The sequence below is a fragment of the Sporosarcina psychrophila genome, from assembly GCF_001590685.1.
Lineage (GTDB): Bacteria > Bacillota > Bacilli > Bacillales_A > Planococcaceae > Sporosarcina > Sporosarcina psychrophila.
On sequence record NZ_CP014616.1, the window covers coordinates 3,577,733 to 3,595,695 of the forward strand.

At 42.4% G+C, this 17,963-nt stretch carries 15 protein-coding genes; 1 reads left to right on the plus strand and 14 read right to left on the minus strand.

What is annotated here, in order from left to right; genetic code table 11:
• Positions 1–23: 23 nt before the first annotated feature.
• From ftsX to flaG, 13 genes are all read right to left on the minus strand, one after another.
• Complete coding sequence (ftsX, locus tag AZE41_RS17100; protein ID WP_067211956.1) at positions 24–908, minus strand: permease-like cell division protein FtsX; 885 nt, start codon at positions 906–908, stop codon at positions 24–26.
• Entirely contained in the window at positions 898–1,581 is a 684-nt protein-coding gene (gene ftsE / locus AZE41_RS17105; protein ID WP_067211958.1) for a cell division ATP-binding protein FtsE, read from the minus strand. Before ftsE ends, ftsX begins: the two co-directional genes overlap by 11 nt.
• A 780-nt stretch (positions 1,582–2,361) precedes the next feature.
• Positions 2,362–2,703 carry a cytochrome c551 gene (gene cccB / locus AZE41_RS17110; protein ID WP_067211961.1) on the minus strand — a complete coding sequence of 114 codons (342 nt, stop codon included), beginning with the start codon at positions 2,701–2,703 and terminating at the stop codon, positions 2,362–2,364.
• Positions 2,704–3,029: 326 nt separating this feature from the next.
• Positions 3,030–4,131, minus strand: a protein-coding gene (prfB, locus tag AZE41_RS17115; RefSeq protein WP_156476176.1) for a peptide chain release factor 2 whose coding sequence is annotated in 2 segments (ribosomal slippage) — positions 3,030–4,058 and positions 4,060–4,131 — 1,101 coding nt in all. Because the reading frame shifts where the segments join, the coding sequence is not laid out codon by codon here.
• A 38-nt stretch (positions 4,132–4,169) separates the two neighbouring features.
• Entirely contained in the window at positions 4,170–6,677 is a 2,508-nt protein-coding gene (secA, locus tag AZE41_RS17120; protein ID WP_067211966.1) for a preprotein translocase subunit SecA, read from the minus strand.
• A gap of 223 nt (positions 6,678–6,900) precedes the next feature.
• Positions 6,901–7,467, minus strand: coding sequence for a ribosome hibernation-promoting factor, HPF/YfiA family (hpf, locus tag AZE41_RS17125; RefSeq protein WP_067211968.1), 567 nt, complete (start codon positions 7,465–7,467; stop codon positions 6,901–6,903).
• Positions 7,468–7,586: 119 nt separating this feature from the next.
• Positions 7,587–7,982: a PilZ domain-containing protein gene (locus AZE41_RS17130; RefSeq protein WP_067211970.1), complete on the minus strand. Its 396-nt coding sequence runs from the start codon at positions 7,980–7,982 to the stop codon at positions 7,587–7,589.
• A 63-nt stretch (positions 7,983–8,045) separates the two neighbouring features.
• Positions 8,046–9,521: a methyl-accepting chemotaxis protein gene (locus tag AZE41_RS17135; protein WP_067211973.1), complete on the minus strand. Its 1,476-nt coding sequence runs from the start codon at positions 9,519–9,521 to the stop codon at positions 8,046–8,048.
• A gap of 570 nt (positions 9,522–10,091) precedes the next feature.
• Complete coding sequence (locus tag AZE41_RS17140; RefSeq protein WP_067211975.1) at positions 10,092–11,561, minus strand: methyl-accepting chemotaxis protein; 1,470 nt, start codon at positions 11,559–11,561, stop codon at positions 10,092–10,094.
• 157 nt (positions 11,562–11,718) lie between these two features.
• The gene (gene fliT, locus AZE41_RS17145; protein WP_197485335.1) at positions 11,719–12,039 is read right to left on the minus strand and encodes a flagellar protein FliT; all 321 of its coding nucleotides are present in this window, start codon (positions 12,037–12,039) and stop codon (positions 11,719–11,721) included.
• A gap of 29 nt (positions 12,040–12,068) precedes the next feature.
• Positions 12,069–12,470: a flagellar export chaperone FliS gene (gene fliS / locus AZE41_RS17150; protein WP_067211979.1), complete on the minus strand. Its 402-nt coding sequence runs from the start codon at positions 12,468–12,470 to the stop codon at positions 12,069–12,071.
• Between the two features lie 36 nt (positions 12,471–12,506).
• The gene (locus AZE41_RS17155; protein ID WP_067211982.1) at positions 12,507–14,000 is read right to left on the minus strand and encodes a flagellar hook-associated protein 2; all 1,494 of its coding nucleotides are present in this window, start codon (positions 13,998–14,000) and stop codon (positions 12,507–12,509) included.
• Positions 14,001–14,017: 17 nt separating this feature from the next.
• Complete coding sequence (flaG, locus tag AZE41_RS17160; RefSeq protein WP_067211984.1) at positions 14,018–14,389, minus strand: flagellar protein FlaG; 372 nt, start codon at positions 14,387–14,389, stop codon at positions 14,018–14,020.
• A 250-nt stretch (positions 14,390–14,639) separates the two neighbouring features.
• Here flaG and AZE41_RS17165 point away from each other — a divergent pair, with 250 nt between their 5' ends.
• A complete protein-coding gene (locus AZE41_RS17165) occupies positions 14,640–16,637 on the plus strand; it encodes a methyl-accepting chemotaxis protein (RefSeq protein WP_067211987.1) in 1,998 nt (665 codons plus the stop codon).
• A gap of 216 nt (positions 16,638–16,853) precedes the next feature.
• Here AZE41_RS17165 and AZE41_RS17170 read toward each other — a convergent pair whose 3' ends face one another.
• Positions 16,854–17,876, minus strand: a complete 1,023-nt coding sequence (locus AZE41_RS17170) for an NADH:flavin oxidoreductase/NADH oxidase (protein ID WP_067211988.1) — start codon at positions 17,874–17,876, stop codon at positions 16,854–16,856.
• Positions 17,877–17,963 lie beyond the last annotated feature (87 nt).

Consider the following 17,963-nt stretch of genomic DNA (forward strand, 5'->3'; position numbering starts at 1 on the left):
CCCTCTCACACTCTATCTATCACTTACACTTTAAGAAATTTACGCACAGACATAAAGCTGCCCCAAATACCAATAAAGATCCCCATAAACAGAATCAGTCCATTCAGTTGGATTATAAATGGTGTCGTGTTTAGTAATTGGAACAATTCTCCTTGTAGCTTCGGTTCCAAAAGCTCGAATAGTTTGTAATAGGATATAGAAATGATGAGCATTGGAGCTAATGCCCCCAAAATGCCAAGCCACATTCCTTCCAACAAAAACGGAATACGCACGAAGTTATTCGTCGCTCCGACTAATTTCATAATTTCAATTTCAGTTCTTCTAGCAACGATAGTTATTCGGATCGTGTTCGAAATAAGGAACATCGCCGTGAATAACAGTGCCAATATCAAAACAATACCGATATTCCGGCTCAGGTTAAGTACATTGAAGAGTTTCTCCACTTTTTCTTCGCCATACACGACCTCATATGTATAGTCGTATGTATCAATTTTCTTAGCAATAGTAGCAGTCTGTTGTGGATCCTTCGCTTTTACATAGAGTGCATCGCCAAGCGGATTACTCTGTTTATATAAACTAAGTTCGTCACCAAATGATTTAATCATCTTGTCTAGCTCAGCATCTCTCGACGAATAGACCACTTCGAGAACGCCATCTGTCGAACGAACTTTTTCTACCAGCTCTTTAATTATCAACTTATCTGCAGCTGGATCCGCAACCACTTTAATTTCCACGTCATTCTCGATACTTTGCGCGAGATGATTAAAATTCATCATAATCACGATGAATACACCGACAAGCAGGAGGGTGACAGTAACAGCACTGACTGACGCAAATGTCATCCAGCTATTACGGCGAATACTTTTGAAGCTTTCGCGTACATGCCGACCGAGTGTTCTAGCCTTCATAGTACTCACCTCCGTATTCGTCACGGGTAATGAGTCCGCCTTCTATTGCGATAACACGGTGTTTTATAGCATTAACAATCTCCCTATTATGGGTGGCCATGACAATCGTCGTTCCACGAGCATTAATCTGTTCGAAGATCCTCATGATCTCCCATGATGTTTCAGGGTCAAGATTTCCTGTCGGTTCATCTGCAATGACAACTTTCGGTACGTTGACGATTGACCTCGCGATGGAAACACGTTGCTCTTCTCCACCTGATAATTCGTTCGGGAACATCCGCGCTTTTTGCGTAAGTCCGACAAGCGCAAGAACATCGTTCACTTTTTTTCGTATTTCTGCTGGCGGTGCTTCAATGACTTCGAGCGCAAACGCCACATTCTCGTAAACATTCAATTTAGGTAATAATTTAAAGTCCTGAAAAACGACACCAATCTGCCTGCGCAATTGGGGTACACGTTTGTTACGCAATGTTGCAAGATTTATACCATTAATAAGAATTTCCCCACTTGTTGGTCTTTCTTCACGATACATCATTTTAATAAATGTCGATTTACCTGCACCACTCGGACCGACCACGTAAACAAATTCTCCCCGGTCGATTTCGATGTTAATGCCATTTGCTGCTACGACACCGTTTGGATACTTTTTGTAGACATTTTTCATCACAATCATTCTAAAACCACCTGAATATTTTTGTCTCTCTTTTTTTCCAACAGCCCCATTATAACATGATTCACCTTTCTAAGTATTACAGTTGTGTTTCAATTAAAACTTGAATATAACGTCGATAAACATAGAACGTAGTACTATTATACAATAAAACTAGTAGACCAAAAGTCTAACTCACTTGTTTGTATTCGACCTTTAGGAGGTAACTCCTCTTTTTTTTGACAATAATATTTGAACTAGCGGATGGTTTTATCAAATGATGAAGAGTTCCGTTGAACTGTGAGGGAAATGCGGGAGCTATGTCTAACTGTCAGGGTATTTCTGCTAACTGTGAGGGCTTACTGTCGAACTGTCACGGCATTTCGACATACTCTAAGGGCAACGCCAAACTGTCATGGCTTTTCTGCTAACTGTGAGGGCTTACTGTCGAACTGTCACGGCAAGCCGACATACTCTAAGGGCAACACAAAACTGTCATGGCTAATCTGCTAACTGTTAGGACTTACCGCAGAACTGTCATGGCAAGCCGACATACTCTAAGGGCAGCGCCACACTGTCATGGCATTCCTGCTAACTGTGAGGGCTAACTGTCGAACTGTCACGGCAAGTCGACATACTCTAAGGGCAACGCCAAACTGTCAGGGTATTTCTGCAAACTCTGAGGACTTACCGCAGAACTGTCACGGCAAGCCGACATACTCTACTACCAAACCCCACCCATCCCTCCAATAAACAAAAAAACCGCACCAGGCATATCGCCCAGTTGCGGTTTCATTGTAAAAGTTATTTTTTCTCAGCAAGCCATTTTGCAACTGCGTCTGCTTCTTCACCTTTGATAAGACCAGGTGGCATACTGCCGCGGCCGTTGATGATTACGTCATGGATTTCTGTTTCAGACATATGGTCACCAACTTTTGATAGATCGGGACCCACGCCGCCTTTAAGTTCAAGGTTACCGCCGTGACAAGCGATACAGCTCGTGCTAACCACTTTTTCAACGTCTACTGATGCTGTTTCATTACCAGTACCTGTTGTACCCTTATCTTCTTCTTTTGCTTTGTCGCCGCCACATGCCCCAAGGACAAGAACAGCTCCCAACATAATTGCTAAAAACTTAGTTTTCATTTTCTTACCTCCATTTATGAATTATTGTACTGCCTACCTAAGTATACCAAAACAACGTGCATTAAAATCACCTAGGGATTACCCTAAATTCATCAAACCGTCGACAAATAGCGTCTTCTCAACCTCCACTACAGTTTGTCTCAACTTTGTGAACTCCATTATTAGACGTGCCAAACGACTAATAACATTAAAATTACGTCTGTATTAGTTAATATACACATAATCCATGCTTCCAAAACCTCTTTATAGGACTATCCATTTTTTTCATTAAAGATGTGGGCAAATGAAAAAGCGCACCGAAGTGCACTCCTTTTCATTTCATTTTATTAAGATATACGTGAACGTAAGTAAGCATTGATGAACAGGTCGATATCGCCATCCATTACCGCACTGACGTTTCCTGTTTCTGCACTCGTCCGATGATCTTTTACCATGGAATACGGGTGGAAAACATATGAACGGATCTGGCTTCCCCAACCGATTTCTTTTTGATCTCCTCGAATTTCAAGAAGACGTGCTTCTTCTTCTTCGACTCTGATCTGGTAAATTTTCGCTTTCAATAAATTGATTGCGCGATCACGGTTTTTAATTTGTGAACGTTCTGTCTGACATGTAACAATTGCGCCAGTTGGAAGATGCGTCATACGGACTGCTGAATCTGTCGTATTGACGTGCTGTCCACCCGCACCGCTTGAACGGTACGTATCGATTTTAACATCTTCCATTTTAAGGTCAATGTCAACTTCGCCTTCAAACTCCGGCATTACTTCTATTGAAGAGAATGACGTATGGCGTCGGCCTGATGAGTCAAACGGAGAAATCCGAACGAGGCGATGAACGCCTTTTTCTGCTTTTAAATAACCATATGCGTTATGGCCTTTAATTGCCAATGTTACGGATTTCACGCCAGCTTCGTCCCCGGCTTGGTAGTCGAGTGTTTCGACTTTGAAGCCGCGATGTTCAGCCCAACGTGTGTACATGCGAAGCAACATAGAAGCCCAGTCCTGGGATTCCGTACCACCTGCACCCGAATGAAGTTCAAGAACCGCACTATTCGCATCAAATTCATCACTGAGTAGCATTTGCAGTTCGAATTCATCGAGCTTCTTCTTGAATCCCTTCAACTCTACGCCAAGATCTTCTTGCATCTCTGCATCGTTTTCCTCGCGTAATAGTTCAAGCGTCATTTCAAGGTTTTCTTGTTCATCAGTCAACTCCGTGTACTCGCCGACAACGTCTTTCAACGCATTCGACTCGGAGATTACTTTTTGTGCACCTTCCTGGCTATCCCAGAAACCTGGCTCTAGCATTGCTTCATCTAACTCTTGAATTCGTGCCTCTTTGTTTTCTAAGTCAAAGAGACCCCCTAAAGTCCGCTAATTTCTTAGCTGATTTGTCGAGCTCGTTGCGTACATCGGATAATTCCATCATAATAGTTTCCTCCTGAATTTGGGTTGCCCGGTAACTTATGCATTACCGTGGCAGTTTTTATATTTCTTCCCGCTGCCGCATGGGCATGGATCGTTACGACCGATGTTTACTGCGCGACGCACTGGTTTCTTACGCACTTGCTCGCCATCCTCTTTCGGATTAACGGCCTGTGCTTTAACAACTTCTTCACGTTCAAGGTTGTTGCGAATTTCTGCTTTCATCACATATTTCGCTGAATCGGCTTCAATCGATGCGACCATTTCCTCAAACATTGCAAATCCTTCCGCCTGATACTCACGAAGCGGATCAGTTTGACCATATGCACGTAAATGGATACCGTGACGCAATTGATCCATCGCGTCAATATGATCTGTCCATTTCGAGTCAATGGCACGAAGCAAGACGACTTTTTCGAATTCGCGCATGCGCTCTTCCGACATTTCCTCTTCCTTCTCATCGTACCGTTCAGTAACAGCTTCTTGGATCAACGATGTCAATTCCTCAACCGATTTCTCTTCCATAGCCACAGTTGTTATACGACCGTCCGGGAGTATATTTGCGCCCAAGAAATCTTCGAGTCCTTTTAGATTCCAATCGCTTTCTTTTTCTTCCGTCGTATGAATTGCCACAGCATTTGCAATTACATTCGACAGCATTTTCTCTAGTACGCCACGAATGTTTTCTGACTCTAGAATTTCATTCCGTTCTTTGTAGATGATTTCACGCTGCAGGCGTAATACATCATCATACTGCAGCAAACGTTTCCGTGCATCAAAGTTATTTCCCTCTACCCGTTTCTGAGCAGATTCAACCGAACGCGATACCATTTTCGACTGAATTGGCGTCGTGTCGTCCATACCAAGTTTCGTCATCATCGACTTCATTTGGTCCGAACCGAAACGGCGCATTAATTCATCTTCAAGCGATAAATAGAACTGCGTCACACCCGGATCCCCTTGACGACCAGAACGTCCACGTAGCTGGTTGTCAATTCGACGCGACTCATGTCGTTCTGTACCAAGAACCGCGAGACCGCCAAGCTCCTGCACGCCTTCTTCAAGTTTAATATCCGTACCACGGCCCGCCATATTCGTCGCAATTGTCACAGCGCCTTTATGACCGGCTTCCAAAATGATTTCCGCTTCACGACTGTGGTTTTTCGCATTTAAAACATTATGCTTCACACCGTATTTTGTCAAATGCTTAGAAATAATCTCAGACGTTTCAATCGCAACTGTACCAACAAGAACTGGTTGCCCTTTGTCATTCCGTTCTTTGATGTCCTCCGCAACTGCCTGGTATTTACCTTCCATTGAAGAGTAAATAAGATCTGCACGGTCATCACGGATTAGCGGACGATTCGTCGGTATAGCAATGACGTTCATGTTGTAAATATTACGGAATTCTTCTTCTTCCGTTTTCGCTGTCCCAGTCATACCGGACAGTTTGTCATACATACGGAAGTAGTTTTGGAACGTAATTGTTGCAAGAGTCATCGTTTCATTCTGAACTTCTAGGCCTTCTTTTGCTTCAATCGCTTGGTGAAGTCCATCACTGTAGCGACGACCTTTCATAAGACGTCCTGTAAATGAATCGACAATGACGACTTCGCCTTCTTGAACAACATAATCGACATCAATATGCATACTCGCATGTGCTTTCAACGATTGGTTAATCGCATGGTTAAGTGTCGTATGTTCCAAATCGAATAAGTTATCAATACTGAATGCAGCTTCCGATTTCTCGATACCACTTTCTGTCAAGACGACACCTTTCGTCGACTCATCATATGAATAATCTTCTTCTTTTTTGAGTGATTGTGTAAATTTATTTGCCAAGCGATACAATTCTGCCGCTTTCGCAGCTTGCCCTGAAATGATTAGTGGTGTACGCGCTTCGTCAATTAAGATCGAGTCAACCTCATCTATAACTGCGTAGAACAGCGGTCGCTGCACTTTATGTTCATTATAAAGCACCATGTTATCACGTAAGTAATCGAAACCGAGTTCGTTGTTCGTGCTATACGTGATATCCGCACTGTACGCTTCCCGTTTCTCTTCTTTCGATAAACTATTTAAGTTCAGACCAACTGAGAATCCGAGAAACTCATAAAGTAGCGCCATTTCCGTCGCATCACGACTTGCAAGGTATTCGTTCACGGTTACAACGTGTACGCCTTGACCCGCAAGTGCGTTCAAATAAACCGAAAGCGTTGACGTCAACGTCTTCCCTTCACCGGTTTTCATCTCCGCGATATTGCCCTCGTGTAAAGCAGCAGCCCCAATAATTTGCACACGGAATGGATACATGCCAAGAACACGTTTCGACGCTTCGCGAACGACTGCAAAAGCCTCAGCCTGAAGATCATCAAGCGTTTCTCCTTTTAAGAAACGTTCTTTGAATTCAGTTGTTTTTGCTGTCAGTTGTTCATCCGTAAGCTGTTCCATTTGTGTTGCAAGCGCTTCGACCTTGTCCGCAATCTTGTCAAGACGCTTCAAATCTCGTTTATTCATATCAAACATTTTATTCAATACGCTAAGCATTTAGGTCACATCCTCATTAGGTTCACCCTTCATTTTAACACTGTGAATTGCACGGTGCAAATGGTCTAGCCAAAACACATTAAGGAAATTTTGTATTGCGTGATGGGAGGACCATAATACGCGGGTATAATAGGTTTTTCCGCTCGTCCCCCACTATTGGAAATCAAAATAAGACCCCTAAGCAGTATTCCCGCTTAGGGGTCTTCCAAACTCAATTATCTATTTAGCTTGTTTCAATTAAGCCATATTTACCATCGCTACGTTTATAAACGATGTTTGTTCCATCAGAATCGGAATCTGTGAAGACGAAGAAATCGTGGCCAAGCATGTTCATTTGAAGAATTGCTTCTTCTTGGTCCATCGGTTTTAAATCAAAATTCTTAGTTCGGACGATCGCAAATGCCTGATCTTCTTCCCCATTTGCATCACTGTTTTTCTCTTCGCTTTTATTGACTGATGCGAAGAATGCTGCAACGCCTTCACGTTCACGGAACTTACGGTTTACTTTTGTTTTATATTTTCGAATTTGACGCTCTAACTTGTCAACAATCAAGTCGATAGCTGCATATAAATCGTTATGACGTTCCTCTGCACGAAGCGTTAAGTTTTTCATAGGAATTGTTACTTCCACTTTAGTTTGCTTATCATTGTAAACTTTCAAATTCACATGTGCAGTTGCGTTCGCATTTTCATCGAAGTATCTTTCGATTTTTTGCAATTTCTTCTCGACATGTTCACGAATTGCCGGAGTTACCTCGATATTTTCACCGCGAATATTAAAATCTAACATATGAACTCCTCCTTTAAGTTAACCTATACAGTACACTTCTACACATTCCCCATAAAGTCCTTCTAAAAACATTTAGAAAATTAAATATATTGTCGATTTGTGACGAATACGTTCAAAAATTACTTTTTTTCGTCCTTTATAGCGCTACCCAATGCACTTTCAGAGCGTCTGCGAAGTTTAAGCTCTTCGACGATTAAATGTTCAATTTCTACGTTTTCATCAAAATCATAACCGTACATGTATCCCCCACTATATGGCTTCTTCCACACAATTACGCCTTGCAGGTCGATTAATTTTTCATAAAGTGTGAATTTGATATGCAAGCGGACAGATTCACGTTCAAGAGGAATATCGAACTTCGCAAAAAGCTTTGCACCACCAGGACTGATGTCCAAGAAATGACATTCGCCCGGGCTCGATTCTATATCCGTTCCATTTTCAACGACAATCCGGAATTCAGCTACAAGCGGTTCCCCAAATGTATACCTAAAATATTCAGTCCGTTTATAAAGCATCTTCTCCACTCCGTTCTAACGCACCAAGATTTGTTTCTCTCATTATAGCAGACTACTTAACTTTCAACGAACTTCAGCCAAGCTTGCCGTTCTTCGCATTGTCCCGTCCAGCGTCGTCACAATCTGCTCATTGTCTACAACCGTTCCATGAATCGTAGCGTTCACTTCTTCCAGTGATGCACTCGATTCTGTCAGTAAGTCAGCAAATGAGCTTGTCATACGCCCGATGTCCATCGTTTCCTTTGTAATTGAAGCCATCTTGTCGTCAATCATGCCAAACTTCCGGTGAAGGTCACTCAATGTGTTGTGCATGAGTCCGATTTTCATTTCAGCGTCCACCGACAATGCTGCCTGTGTAACAAGTTTTCCTGTACTGTTCGTCAAATTGGCACGCGAGCGATCATTCATCGTGTTGACATTTTCCAAATTGCCATTTATTTCAACCAATGTCACCGCCGTTAATCCAGCAAGTTTCCTGATTTCATCCGCGACAACCGCGAACCCTTTGCCGTGCTCCCCTGCGCGAGCCGCTTCAATCGACGCGTTCAATGCAAGAAGATTCGTTTGTCCCGTAATCGTCTCAATCGACTTGGCAAGCGCATTCGTCTTCTCGATATTCTCAGTAAGCGCATCAAATGATCCGTTCAAATCAGTGAGATAAGCTTCCACTTCTTGCATACCTGTACGCAAGTTTTGCATGACTTCCACCATGTCTGCAGATTCAGCGCGAAGACTAGCTGTGTTTTCATTCATAAGGTGCGTTTCCTTATGCATATCAGCTACATCATCTTGCGTGCGTTGTGCATTTTTTGCGATGTTCGCAATTTGAAATGCTTCCTGTTCAACACTTGCTGAAACACCATCCATAATTGTCAGCAGTTCCTTCTGTGCTTCCAAATGTCGTCCAGCCGTCTCACCAATCGCCGTCAAATCAGCTGCAACCTGTTCAATCCCTTCATTCAACGAACGATGCTTACTCTCTTCTAAAAGCGTGTGTGCTGCCTGCTCAGTCGTAAATAAATCGACTTGCATTTCCAACTTTTTCGTCTGCTTTATTTGGATGAACAGCCCCACTGACATCAAGATCAGCACAAGCGCCAAACTTCCTTTGCTCGCTGCAATTTGCTCTTGATACGGATAGTTCATTAAAAATACGACCAGAACAGCAAGGGACAGCGCAAAACCATAGGTCATAATCCGCATGGATAAATGAACACTTGCAATACCTGCTATGAAAAACGCGATTCCAGCTGTCGCAACAGACGGTTCCCCTATAACCCCATTCAATATCGCGGCAAATCCCGTCACGCCTAGGACAATCCATGGAAACATGCGTTCAAAAATAGCGACCTTTTTCGCCAATGCATAAAACAATAACGTAACAACAACCGGTATCGCCATACTCACTGTCTTCAGCATACCTTGCCCCGTAACAAAATAAAAAATCAAGCCGATGAAACTAGAACCACCAAGTGTCACAAATAGAATGAAGTTCTTATTCGAAAATTCCTTCTGCCGCATGGTATCCACAGTGTGCATTCATAATCCCCCTTAGAAGTCCCTATCTATATACCTATCTCACTTGCCGTTGATTGAATTATCCAACATATTACTGTGAACCGATCATAAACAATGCATGACCGAGCATATACAACGCACAACCGATCATATATCATCCCAACCAAGCATATACAACGCACAACCGATCATATAACATCCTAACCAAGCATAAACAACGCACAATCGATCATATATCATCCCAACCAAGCATAAACCCCGCACGACCGAGCATATATCACGCCAACCAATCATAAGCAACGCACGACCGAGCATATATCTTCCTAACCAATCATAAGCAACGCACAACCGAGCATATATCACCCTAATCAATCATAACCAACGCACGTCCGAGCATATATCTTCCTAACCAAGCATATACAACGCACAACCGATCATATAACATCCTAACCAAGCATAAACAACGCACAATCGATCATATTACACGCCAACCAATCATAAACAGCACACAACCGAGCATATATCACCCTTACCAATCATATACAATACACGACCGGCAAATAATTCCCCCAAAAACGGGACAACATTGCATTAGTTTCTTATCCGAACAGCTTCCTCATGTGTTTCATTGATATACGTGGCGATTTGTTGTTGTTCTTCAGTCAGTTCGGTCAACGTAGCATTCAGTTCTTCCACAGCCGCGGTACTTTGCTCGACAATCGCCGCAAAATCCATCGTCCGTTCTTGAATTAATGCACTGTCTTCCGTAATTTTGCCGAAGTCTTGGATGAAAATCGATAATACCTTCTGCAATTTCGTCATCGTTTCAAACAAATCTATAAAGGTCGCACTAGACTCGTCTGCTACTGCAGTCTGCATCGTCACTTGCTCCAGTCCATCTCCAAGTTTTTTAACGGCTATTTCGTTGTAATTGTTCACTTCTATCAAGTTTGCATCAATTTTAGTTAAGGTCTCTCTTGTAAGTCCGGCCAATTTCCGAATTTCTTCCGCAACTACCGCAAACCCTTTTCCTTGTTCTCCTGCACGCGCAGCTTCAATCGAGGCGTTCAGCGCAAGTAAATTTGTCTGTTCCGTGATGGCTTTAATCGCACTTGCGAAAACGTTCGTTTCGTCAATTTTACTTGATAATATACCAAACGTTTCATTTAGATCAGTAAAAAAAGTAGTGAAAGAATCAATGCTTTCTTTTAACTGTGCAATTTTCATAGTGCCATCTTCGGCTTTTCGGCCTGCTTCATTCGCCTGAATCACGACCTCACCTAAGCCTTCAGCAATAACTTGAACCGATTCGTAAGTGTGTTCTGCATTTTCAGCGATGTCCGAAATATGATCTGCCTGATGTTGACTTCCGATACTTACTTCATTAACAGCCGCAAGCATTTCACGCTGAGATGTGGCAGATGTCTCCGAATTTGAACGAAGATACGCAAGGTTCGATGTAATCTTTCCAACCGCCTCGTCAAGCTTTGCAGCAAGTGCCCCTTCTTCGCGCACCTTAAGTTCTGTTAGTTCGACAAGCTCCTCCACATGCATGAACATCCGCCCATTTTGACGGACAAGCAAGAATAAGACAAGCCCTGCTAGGAAATGAAGTAGTAATAGATTTGTCCCGCTTCCTCCGACGAGTTCAGGAGCAATAAAAAATTGATTATTTATTATCATGGCAATGAAACTCAGTACAAAACCAAACGCCATAATGGCCATCTTGCCATGAATTGAACCTATCACCAAAATAAGGATGATGATCCCTATTGTCCCTAGATTCGCTTCTGAAAAAAAGATGACCCCCATCGCTATTGCAAAATTCATGACGAGTAATAGATATGGCAGAAGAAGTGACAATACCTCAACTTTTTTACTAAGAAAATAGAATAGAATCGCGAGTGCAAAAGGTATGGCAACAGACAATTGAATAGCAATCGGCGAGCGTTGTATGAGTTGGGCTAGTAAACCCAGCCCTGCAGCAAGTGCAAATCCAATCATCATAATCGAGTTTTTCCGAAGCCAATCTGCCCGCTTTAATTGAGTAATATTCATCATCTATTTCCCCTTTGACATCAATTTTCCCTACACTAAATTTCCCATTAATCGTTCTATGTAAAATGTACCATTAATGAACCATCATTCATACGGGCATAATTAACTAATTATTCAATAAAAAAACCAGTCAGAGAATTAATCTCCAACCGGGTAGTAGTTATTGCTTCGTATCGTAAAATGTACCATCTCGCGCTACATTGCTGTAAGGATTGACGTAGTTTTTCATATTGTCTTTCTTCGCTTGTGATTCCACGATGTCTGTACGAATCAGTTGTGTAAATTGAGCAAGTTTCTTTTGGACATCCGCTTCTGTTTCGACAAGACTTCTGCCAAACACTTCTTCTTCGGGCGTGAACGGGGCGGCAATATGCGGTTGCAACTTATCACGATCATCGAGAAGTGCTTCGATGCCCGCAATCGTCTCATCCCGCTTATCTACCGCTGTTTCTTGCGACAACCTCACTAATTTTCCCGTCACATCACGCCACGCTATCAGCGCAGGCCGAATCATATTTCATCTACGTTCGCGTACTGTTTCTGCCGGTTAATCTGAATAACCTGCTTCCAGGTATCGCGGAACTCCGTAATAATTGCTGACGCTTCATCGAACAGGGCACTGTCGTTTTTAATATTGCCGTCAATCAGTCTGCTGTTTGCAAACTCATAGAGGACAAGCATATTTTGTGAAACTGGGTACGACTTATCGAGCGTCAACATGAGCTCAGAAATGATTGCTTGTGCTTTTTGGACAGCCTTGTTCTTTTCTTCAATATTATTGTCATTCATCGCTCTTTTTGCTTGTAGAATGAATTTCAAACAGCCATTGTAGAGCATAAGTGTCAGCTCGCCTGGCGTTGATGTATTTACAGAGTTGTTTTGATAGGTTGCATAAGGGTTGTTGATAGCCATATTTTATCTGTCTCCTTTAGTTCACTACTGCTGTTGTTAATTGTTACTAAATGCATTCATAAGACTAGCCGACTGTGAGTTTGCACGATTGATTGCCGTCTCCATTGCGGAGAACTGTTTCCAGTAGCGGGTTTCCATCATTTTCAATCGGTCTTCGAACCGTTCAATCTGGTTATTCATTTCTTTCAGTGAGCGGCCGAGTGAAAACGTATCGTTTACATCGCCCACTTTTCCCGCACGCTGAGCGATTGACGTTTGAGTTTTATCAACTATAGTTCGGAGTTTACGTGCAAATCCTTGTTCAGCCACAGTAGCTCCATCTTTCGAGAACATTTCATGAACTTTATTCGGATCATCACTAATCGCTTTTTTCAATTCTTCTTCATTTATGACGAGCTTACCATTAGCTAAGTAGTCCTTAGACGTTGTAATACCTAGACTTTTTAATGTATCGCTGCCTACAGTCCCCATAAGGGCTGTCCTCATTTGCGTCAGCATACTGGAAATAGTGGAATCGTTACGAAGCGTACCACTTTTCGCTTTTTCTTCCCACATTTCGATATCTTTATCCGTCATATCTTTCTTCTGCGCAGCTGAAAGCGGCTGGAAATCACGATATTTAGGTTCACGGATTTGTTTGTTCAAGTCTTCGATAAGCTTGTTGTATTCGTCGACGAATTTAGTGACGGAGTCGAAGATTTTATTGGTGTCTGGTGCGGAACTGAATGTTACAGGTGGTGCTCCCTCAGCGGTTACTTGCTTTAATGTAACTTCAAAATTGTTGATTTGGAATGTGTTGGAGGAACGCTCTGTTTCAAGGCCATTGAATACGAATTTTGCGTTTTGACCGGCAGTGCCATTAACAAATGAATTTCCATCTATTTTAAGGACGTTTTCTGCAAGTTTTCCACTAATTATTATTTCATGTCCATCCTTCACTTCACCACTATTTTTTGCAGTCATAGCAATCTGTCCAGTAAACTCATCGTAGAAAGCATTAACATCAGTTTCGTTATTAATTCTTTTTATTACAGTATCAAGTGTGTCTGTAGCATTGAATTTTAGTTCTTTAACTTCACCCATCTTACCTTCTTTATCAATTGATTGTATCTTCATTATCTTCTCACCAGCAAAACCCTCTAAATCCTCAATTTTAGTCGAGGTAGTTACTTTGGATCCACCATTTTCAACGTGCAAACTCTTGCCAATCAAAGTCGCATTTTTCGCCAATTGATCAACCTTAATCGATCCCGAAAAATCACTAGTAGACCCCATATTCCTAATCGCTACATCATTTGGTGAAGATATATTCACCGTCTTCGCTGAAAATGAAGTCGAAAGAATCATTGTGTCAAACGTCTTTTTACTAAAATCAAACAGTTGGCGGTTCGTCGTGCGGTAATCGTCCAACTGCCATTCTAAGTATTGTTTTTTCTGGGTAATTTTATCGAGAGGTATACGGTGTGCGTTCATTAAATCCGTTACCATTTTCTCCGTATCCAAACCTGAAGCTAGTCCACTAATTCGCATATTATCTCACGCCTTCCTTAAATTTTCCGATCGACAAGCAAGCCGACAAATTCGCGCATTGCCGCATGGATGTCCAAAAGTTTTTTGGACGGGATTTCCCGTATGACTTCGTCCGTGGTTGAATCAACGATTGTTACATAGTATTCGTTGAGCTTCTCATGGAACTTGAATCGCAATTGTGTATTCGCACTTTCTAAAAACGTGTTCATGCTGTCAGTCATTTGCTTTGCCTTGTCAGCCGGCAACTGTGGTTCATTGCCGGCTTTCTGCTGCACTTTCTCCTGAATCGCTTGCACTTGCACCACCGAGACTTCCCTGTCCGGTGCCATTTTTTCTGCTAATACATTCACTTGATTCACTACGGCTCCGCCATCCATACGACTTACCATTCGCCAAACCTCCCTGTACTTAACAACATTCAATATGATTTATATCGGCAAACCCATAAGGAAGTTAAGCAAATTGGCAATAAAAAGTATTGGGTTTCCGCCAAAGTCATGTTTGCTCGTTTGAATCAAAATAGTTCAACACTACTATTCTCTCTTATTTATTTCATCTACTATCTAAATAAACAAGAATAATTGCCGAAGCATATAAAGTAGTTCATTTAATGTAAGAGAAAGCGAAGGTGCAAGATAAATGTTCAAATCCATCCGAACAAAAATAATTATGACGGTAATGGTGCTATTCCTCATCGGCGTATCAACTATGACTTTCATTAGCAATACGATAGTGAAAAATAATACCGAAGAAAGTATTATCGAATCGAGTGGTGCACTCACCAATGAAATGGGTTATGCAATCGAAAATTTTCTTGGTCAGTACGAGAAAGGCATAGCACAATTATCCACCTCTCCTACAGTGACGGGATTTACACTTCCTGAAGAAGATGCTACAGCAACCAATTCGATTTCTGTACTGGAAGCTGAACTAGAGAGCTTCCTCGGCTTTTACGAAGATACAACTTCCGTCTATTTAACCCTTCCGACTAAAGAAATAATTATCATGCCGAATGCAGATCTCGGAGCAGATTTTGACCCGACCACTCGGGATTGGTATAAAAATGCGGTTGAACATCCAGACGTTGTCCAATGGTCTAGTCCTTTCATCGACTCCGCTACTGGAGAATTGGTCATCGCTGCCTCAAAAGCAGTACTATCAAATGGCAAATTAATTGGTGTTATGGGCCTTGATATTCAACTCGGTGCATTGACTGATAAAATAGCTTCCAGTGATGTCGGCTATAAAGGCTACCCAATGTTACTCGATACAGAAGGCATCGTGCTCGCACACCCGGAAAGCCAAGGGGCTGACTATATGGACCAGCCTTTCATCGCGGACATGTACAAAGGTGGAAATGAAAAGGGTGCCATCCACTACGATTATGAAAGTAACTCCTATATAAACGTTTATTCCACAATACCGAAGTTCGGTTGGAAAATTGCCGCCGTCTATGATGAAAAAAATATCAATGCCGCGGCAAATAACTTACGTACATCAATGATTGTCGTCGCACTTGTCACCTTGCTTGTCATCTTCGCAGCACTCTATTTCATCATCAGTCATACCATCAAACCACTTGGACAGCTAAAGTCACTCATGGATTCCGTATCCCAAGGTGATTTGACAGTTCGTTCTGAGGTTAAAACGAATGATGAGATTGGCGAACTTGGAGATAATTTCAATACAATGATCGACAACATGAACGCTATTATTACTGTCGTCAACGGCTCTGCAATGAACGTCCGGACAAGCTCTGAAAGTTTAAGCGCTGTTGCGGAAGAAACGAATGCATCAGGGGAAGAAGTTGCACATGCAGTGACTGAAATTGCACATGGCGCTTCGAAATCTGCTGAAGATGCTGAAATCGTTACAGAAAAAGCCTATCTTCTTGGCCAACAAATTAATGAAATCACAACGAAAGCCGTCGTCATGTCTGACATTGCAACGAAAGCCGGCGATATGAATACAAGTGGTCAAGGGCAAATGCAAGAGCTGAAACTGTCTTTCAATGACTGGGAAACCAATTTACAGTCCATGGCCGAAGTGATCGGTACACTTGAAGGTAAAGTAAATGCGATCGGCGGAGTCATGGAAACAATCACCCAGATTTCATCGCAAACGAATCTGCTTGCATTAAATGCAAGCATCGAGGCAGCCCGTGCAGGTGAACACGGCAAAGGATTCGCAGTTGTTGCGGATGAAGTAAGGAAACTCGCAGAACAATCTGCCCGTTCAACGGAAGAAGTAAAAGTGACAGTACAGGAACTCCAAATGGAATCAAGACTCGTCTCACAACAAATGAACGAAACACGCGAAAACTTCCAACGTCAAGGTACCGTCGTACATGACACTGAAATCACTTTCGGAGAAATCTCAACATTGATGTCCGACATGCAAGACTCCATCGACGCAGTGTACGAGGAAATTCAGAAAGTCGCGACACACAAAGACGACGTTGCTGAAACAATCCAGACAATGGCAGCAACTTCACAAGAAACTGCCGCGGCATGCGAAGAAGTAAGTGCTTCAACAGACGAACAACTTCGCGCGATTCAATCTGTAACTGATGCAGCGGAGACGTTGACGGAGTTAAGTGAGGAATTGAGTTTGGCGGTTAACCGATTTAAGGTGTGAATTTAAAAAATTGCTTACGACATTTTGTCGTAAGCAATTTTTATTTATGTTATAGCGTCGCTCGCAAAAAAAATCACAAAAATGTATCCTAAACCCTATTCCCCTTCTATATAAAGAATAAAAGGGGTTACTTTTAACGACAACTTACCTATCCGAATATGCACACTTCACAAACAAACACGATTTAGACGAGGCAACAAGACAACATGAAAATCATTAGAACCCTGCTAAGTACTGTGTCGGCACTGCAGTTTCTTTTCTCAATTGCTTAGCAGCTTCCAATGTCCAATAAGGATTTCTCAGCATACCTCTTCCAACAGCAATAAGGTCTGCTTCTTCATTTCCTATGATTGCATTGGCTAGATTTGGATCATCCAATCTACCCACAGCCATGACTGGTATCTGAAGCGCTTCTTTGATTTGTCTAGCTAACGGTACTTGGTAAGCTACATGTGTGCCTGGTCTCCCCCAAGCTGCGATTTGACCCTCTCCACCAGAAGAGACGTCAAACATATCCACTCCAGCTTCCTGATAAACGCGAGCGAACGCAATACTTTCGTTTATTCCATAACCACCTTCTACATATTCCTTTGCAGAGATACGCATCAATAGTGGCATATCGGCAGGCATTTCCGCTTTAGCTGCTAGAATGACTTCGCGGCCAAACTTGGTTAGATCCTGTCCGTATTCATCTTCCCTTTTGTTGGTAAGTGGAGAATGGAATTGATGGATTAAGTAACCATGAGCGCCGTGGATTTCGATTGAATCAAATCCAGCCTCAACCGCGCGTCTTACTGCTTTACGGAACTTCTCCACCATCTCTTTTACTTCATCTGTTGAAAGCGCTCTTGGTGTTTTAGACTTCTCGTCGAATGCGATTGCAGAAGGCGCAACAGGCACAGCTGCATCTTCTGCTTTACGACCAGCATGTGCAATCTGAATCCCAACCTTAGCTCCATAGCGATGACAAGCTTCCACTATCTTCGCCAACGCAGGGATTTGATCGTCAGACCATAAACCCAAATCATAATCCGAAATTCTTCCATCAGGCTCTACATCCGTCATTTCAATCACGATAAAACCCGCTCCACCGATTGCTCTGTTGACATAGTGCAGATAATGCCAGTCATTGGCAATGCCATCTTTCTGGTCAACGGAATATTGACACATCGGTGGCATGACAACCCGGTTTTTTAACTCCAAATTCTTTATTTTGTATGGACTAAACAAATCTTTCATTGCAAAAACTCCCTCGTCAATATATATATGCATTACACATGCATATATATTAGTGCTATCTATTCTCCTTGTCAAATCAAAGTGCTT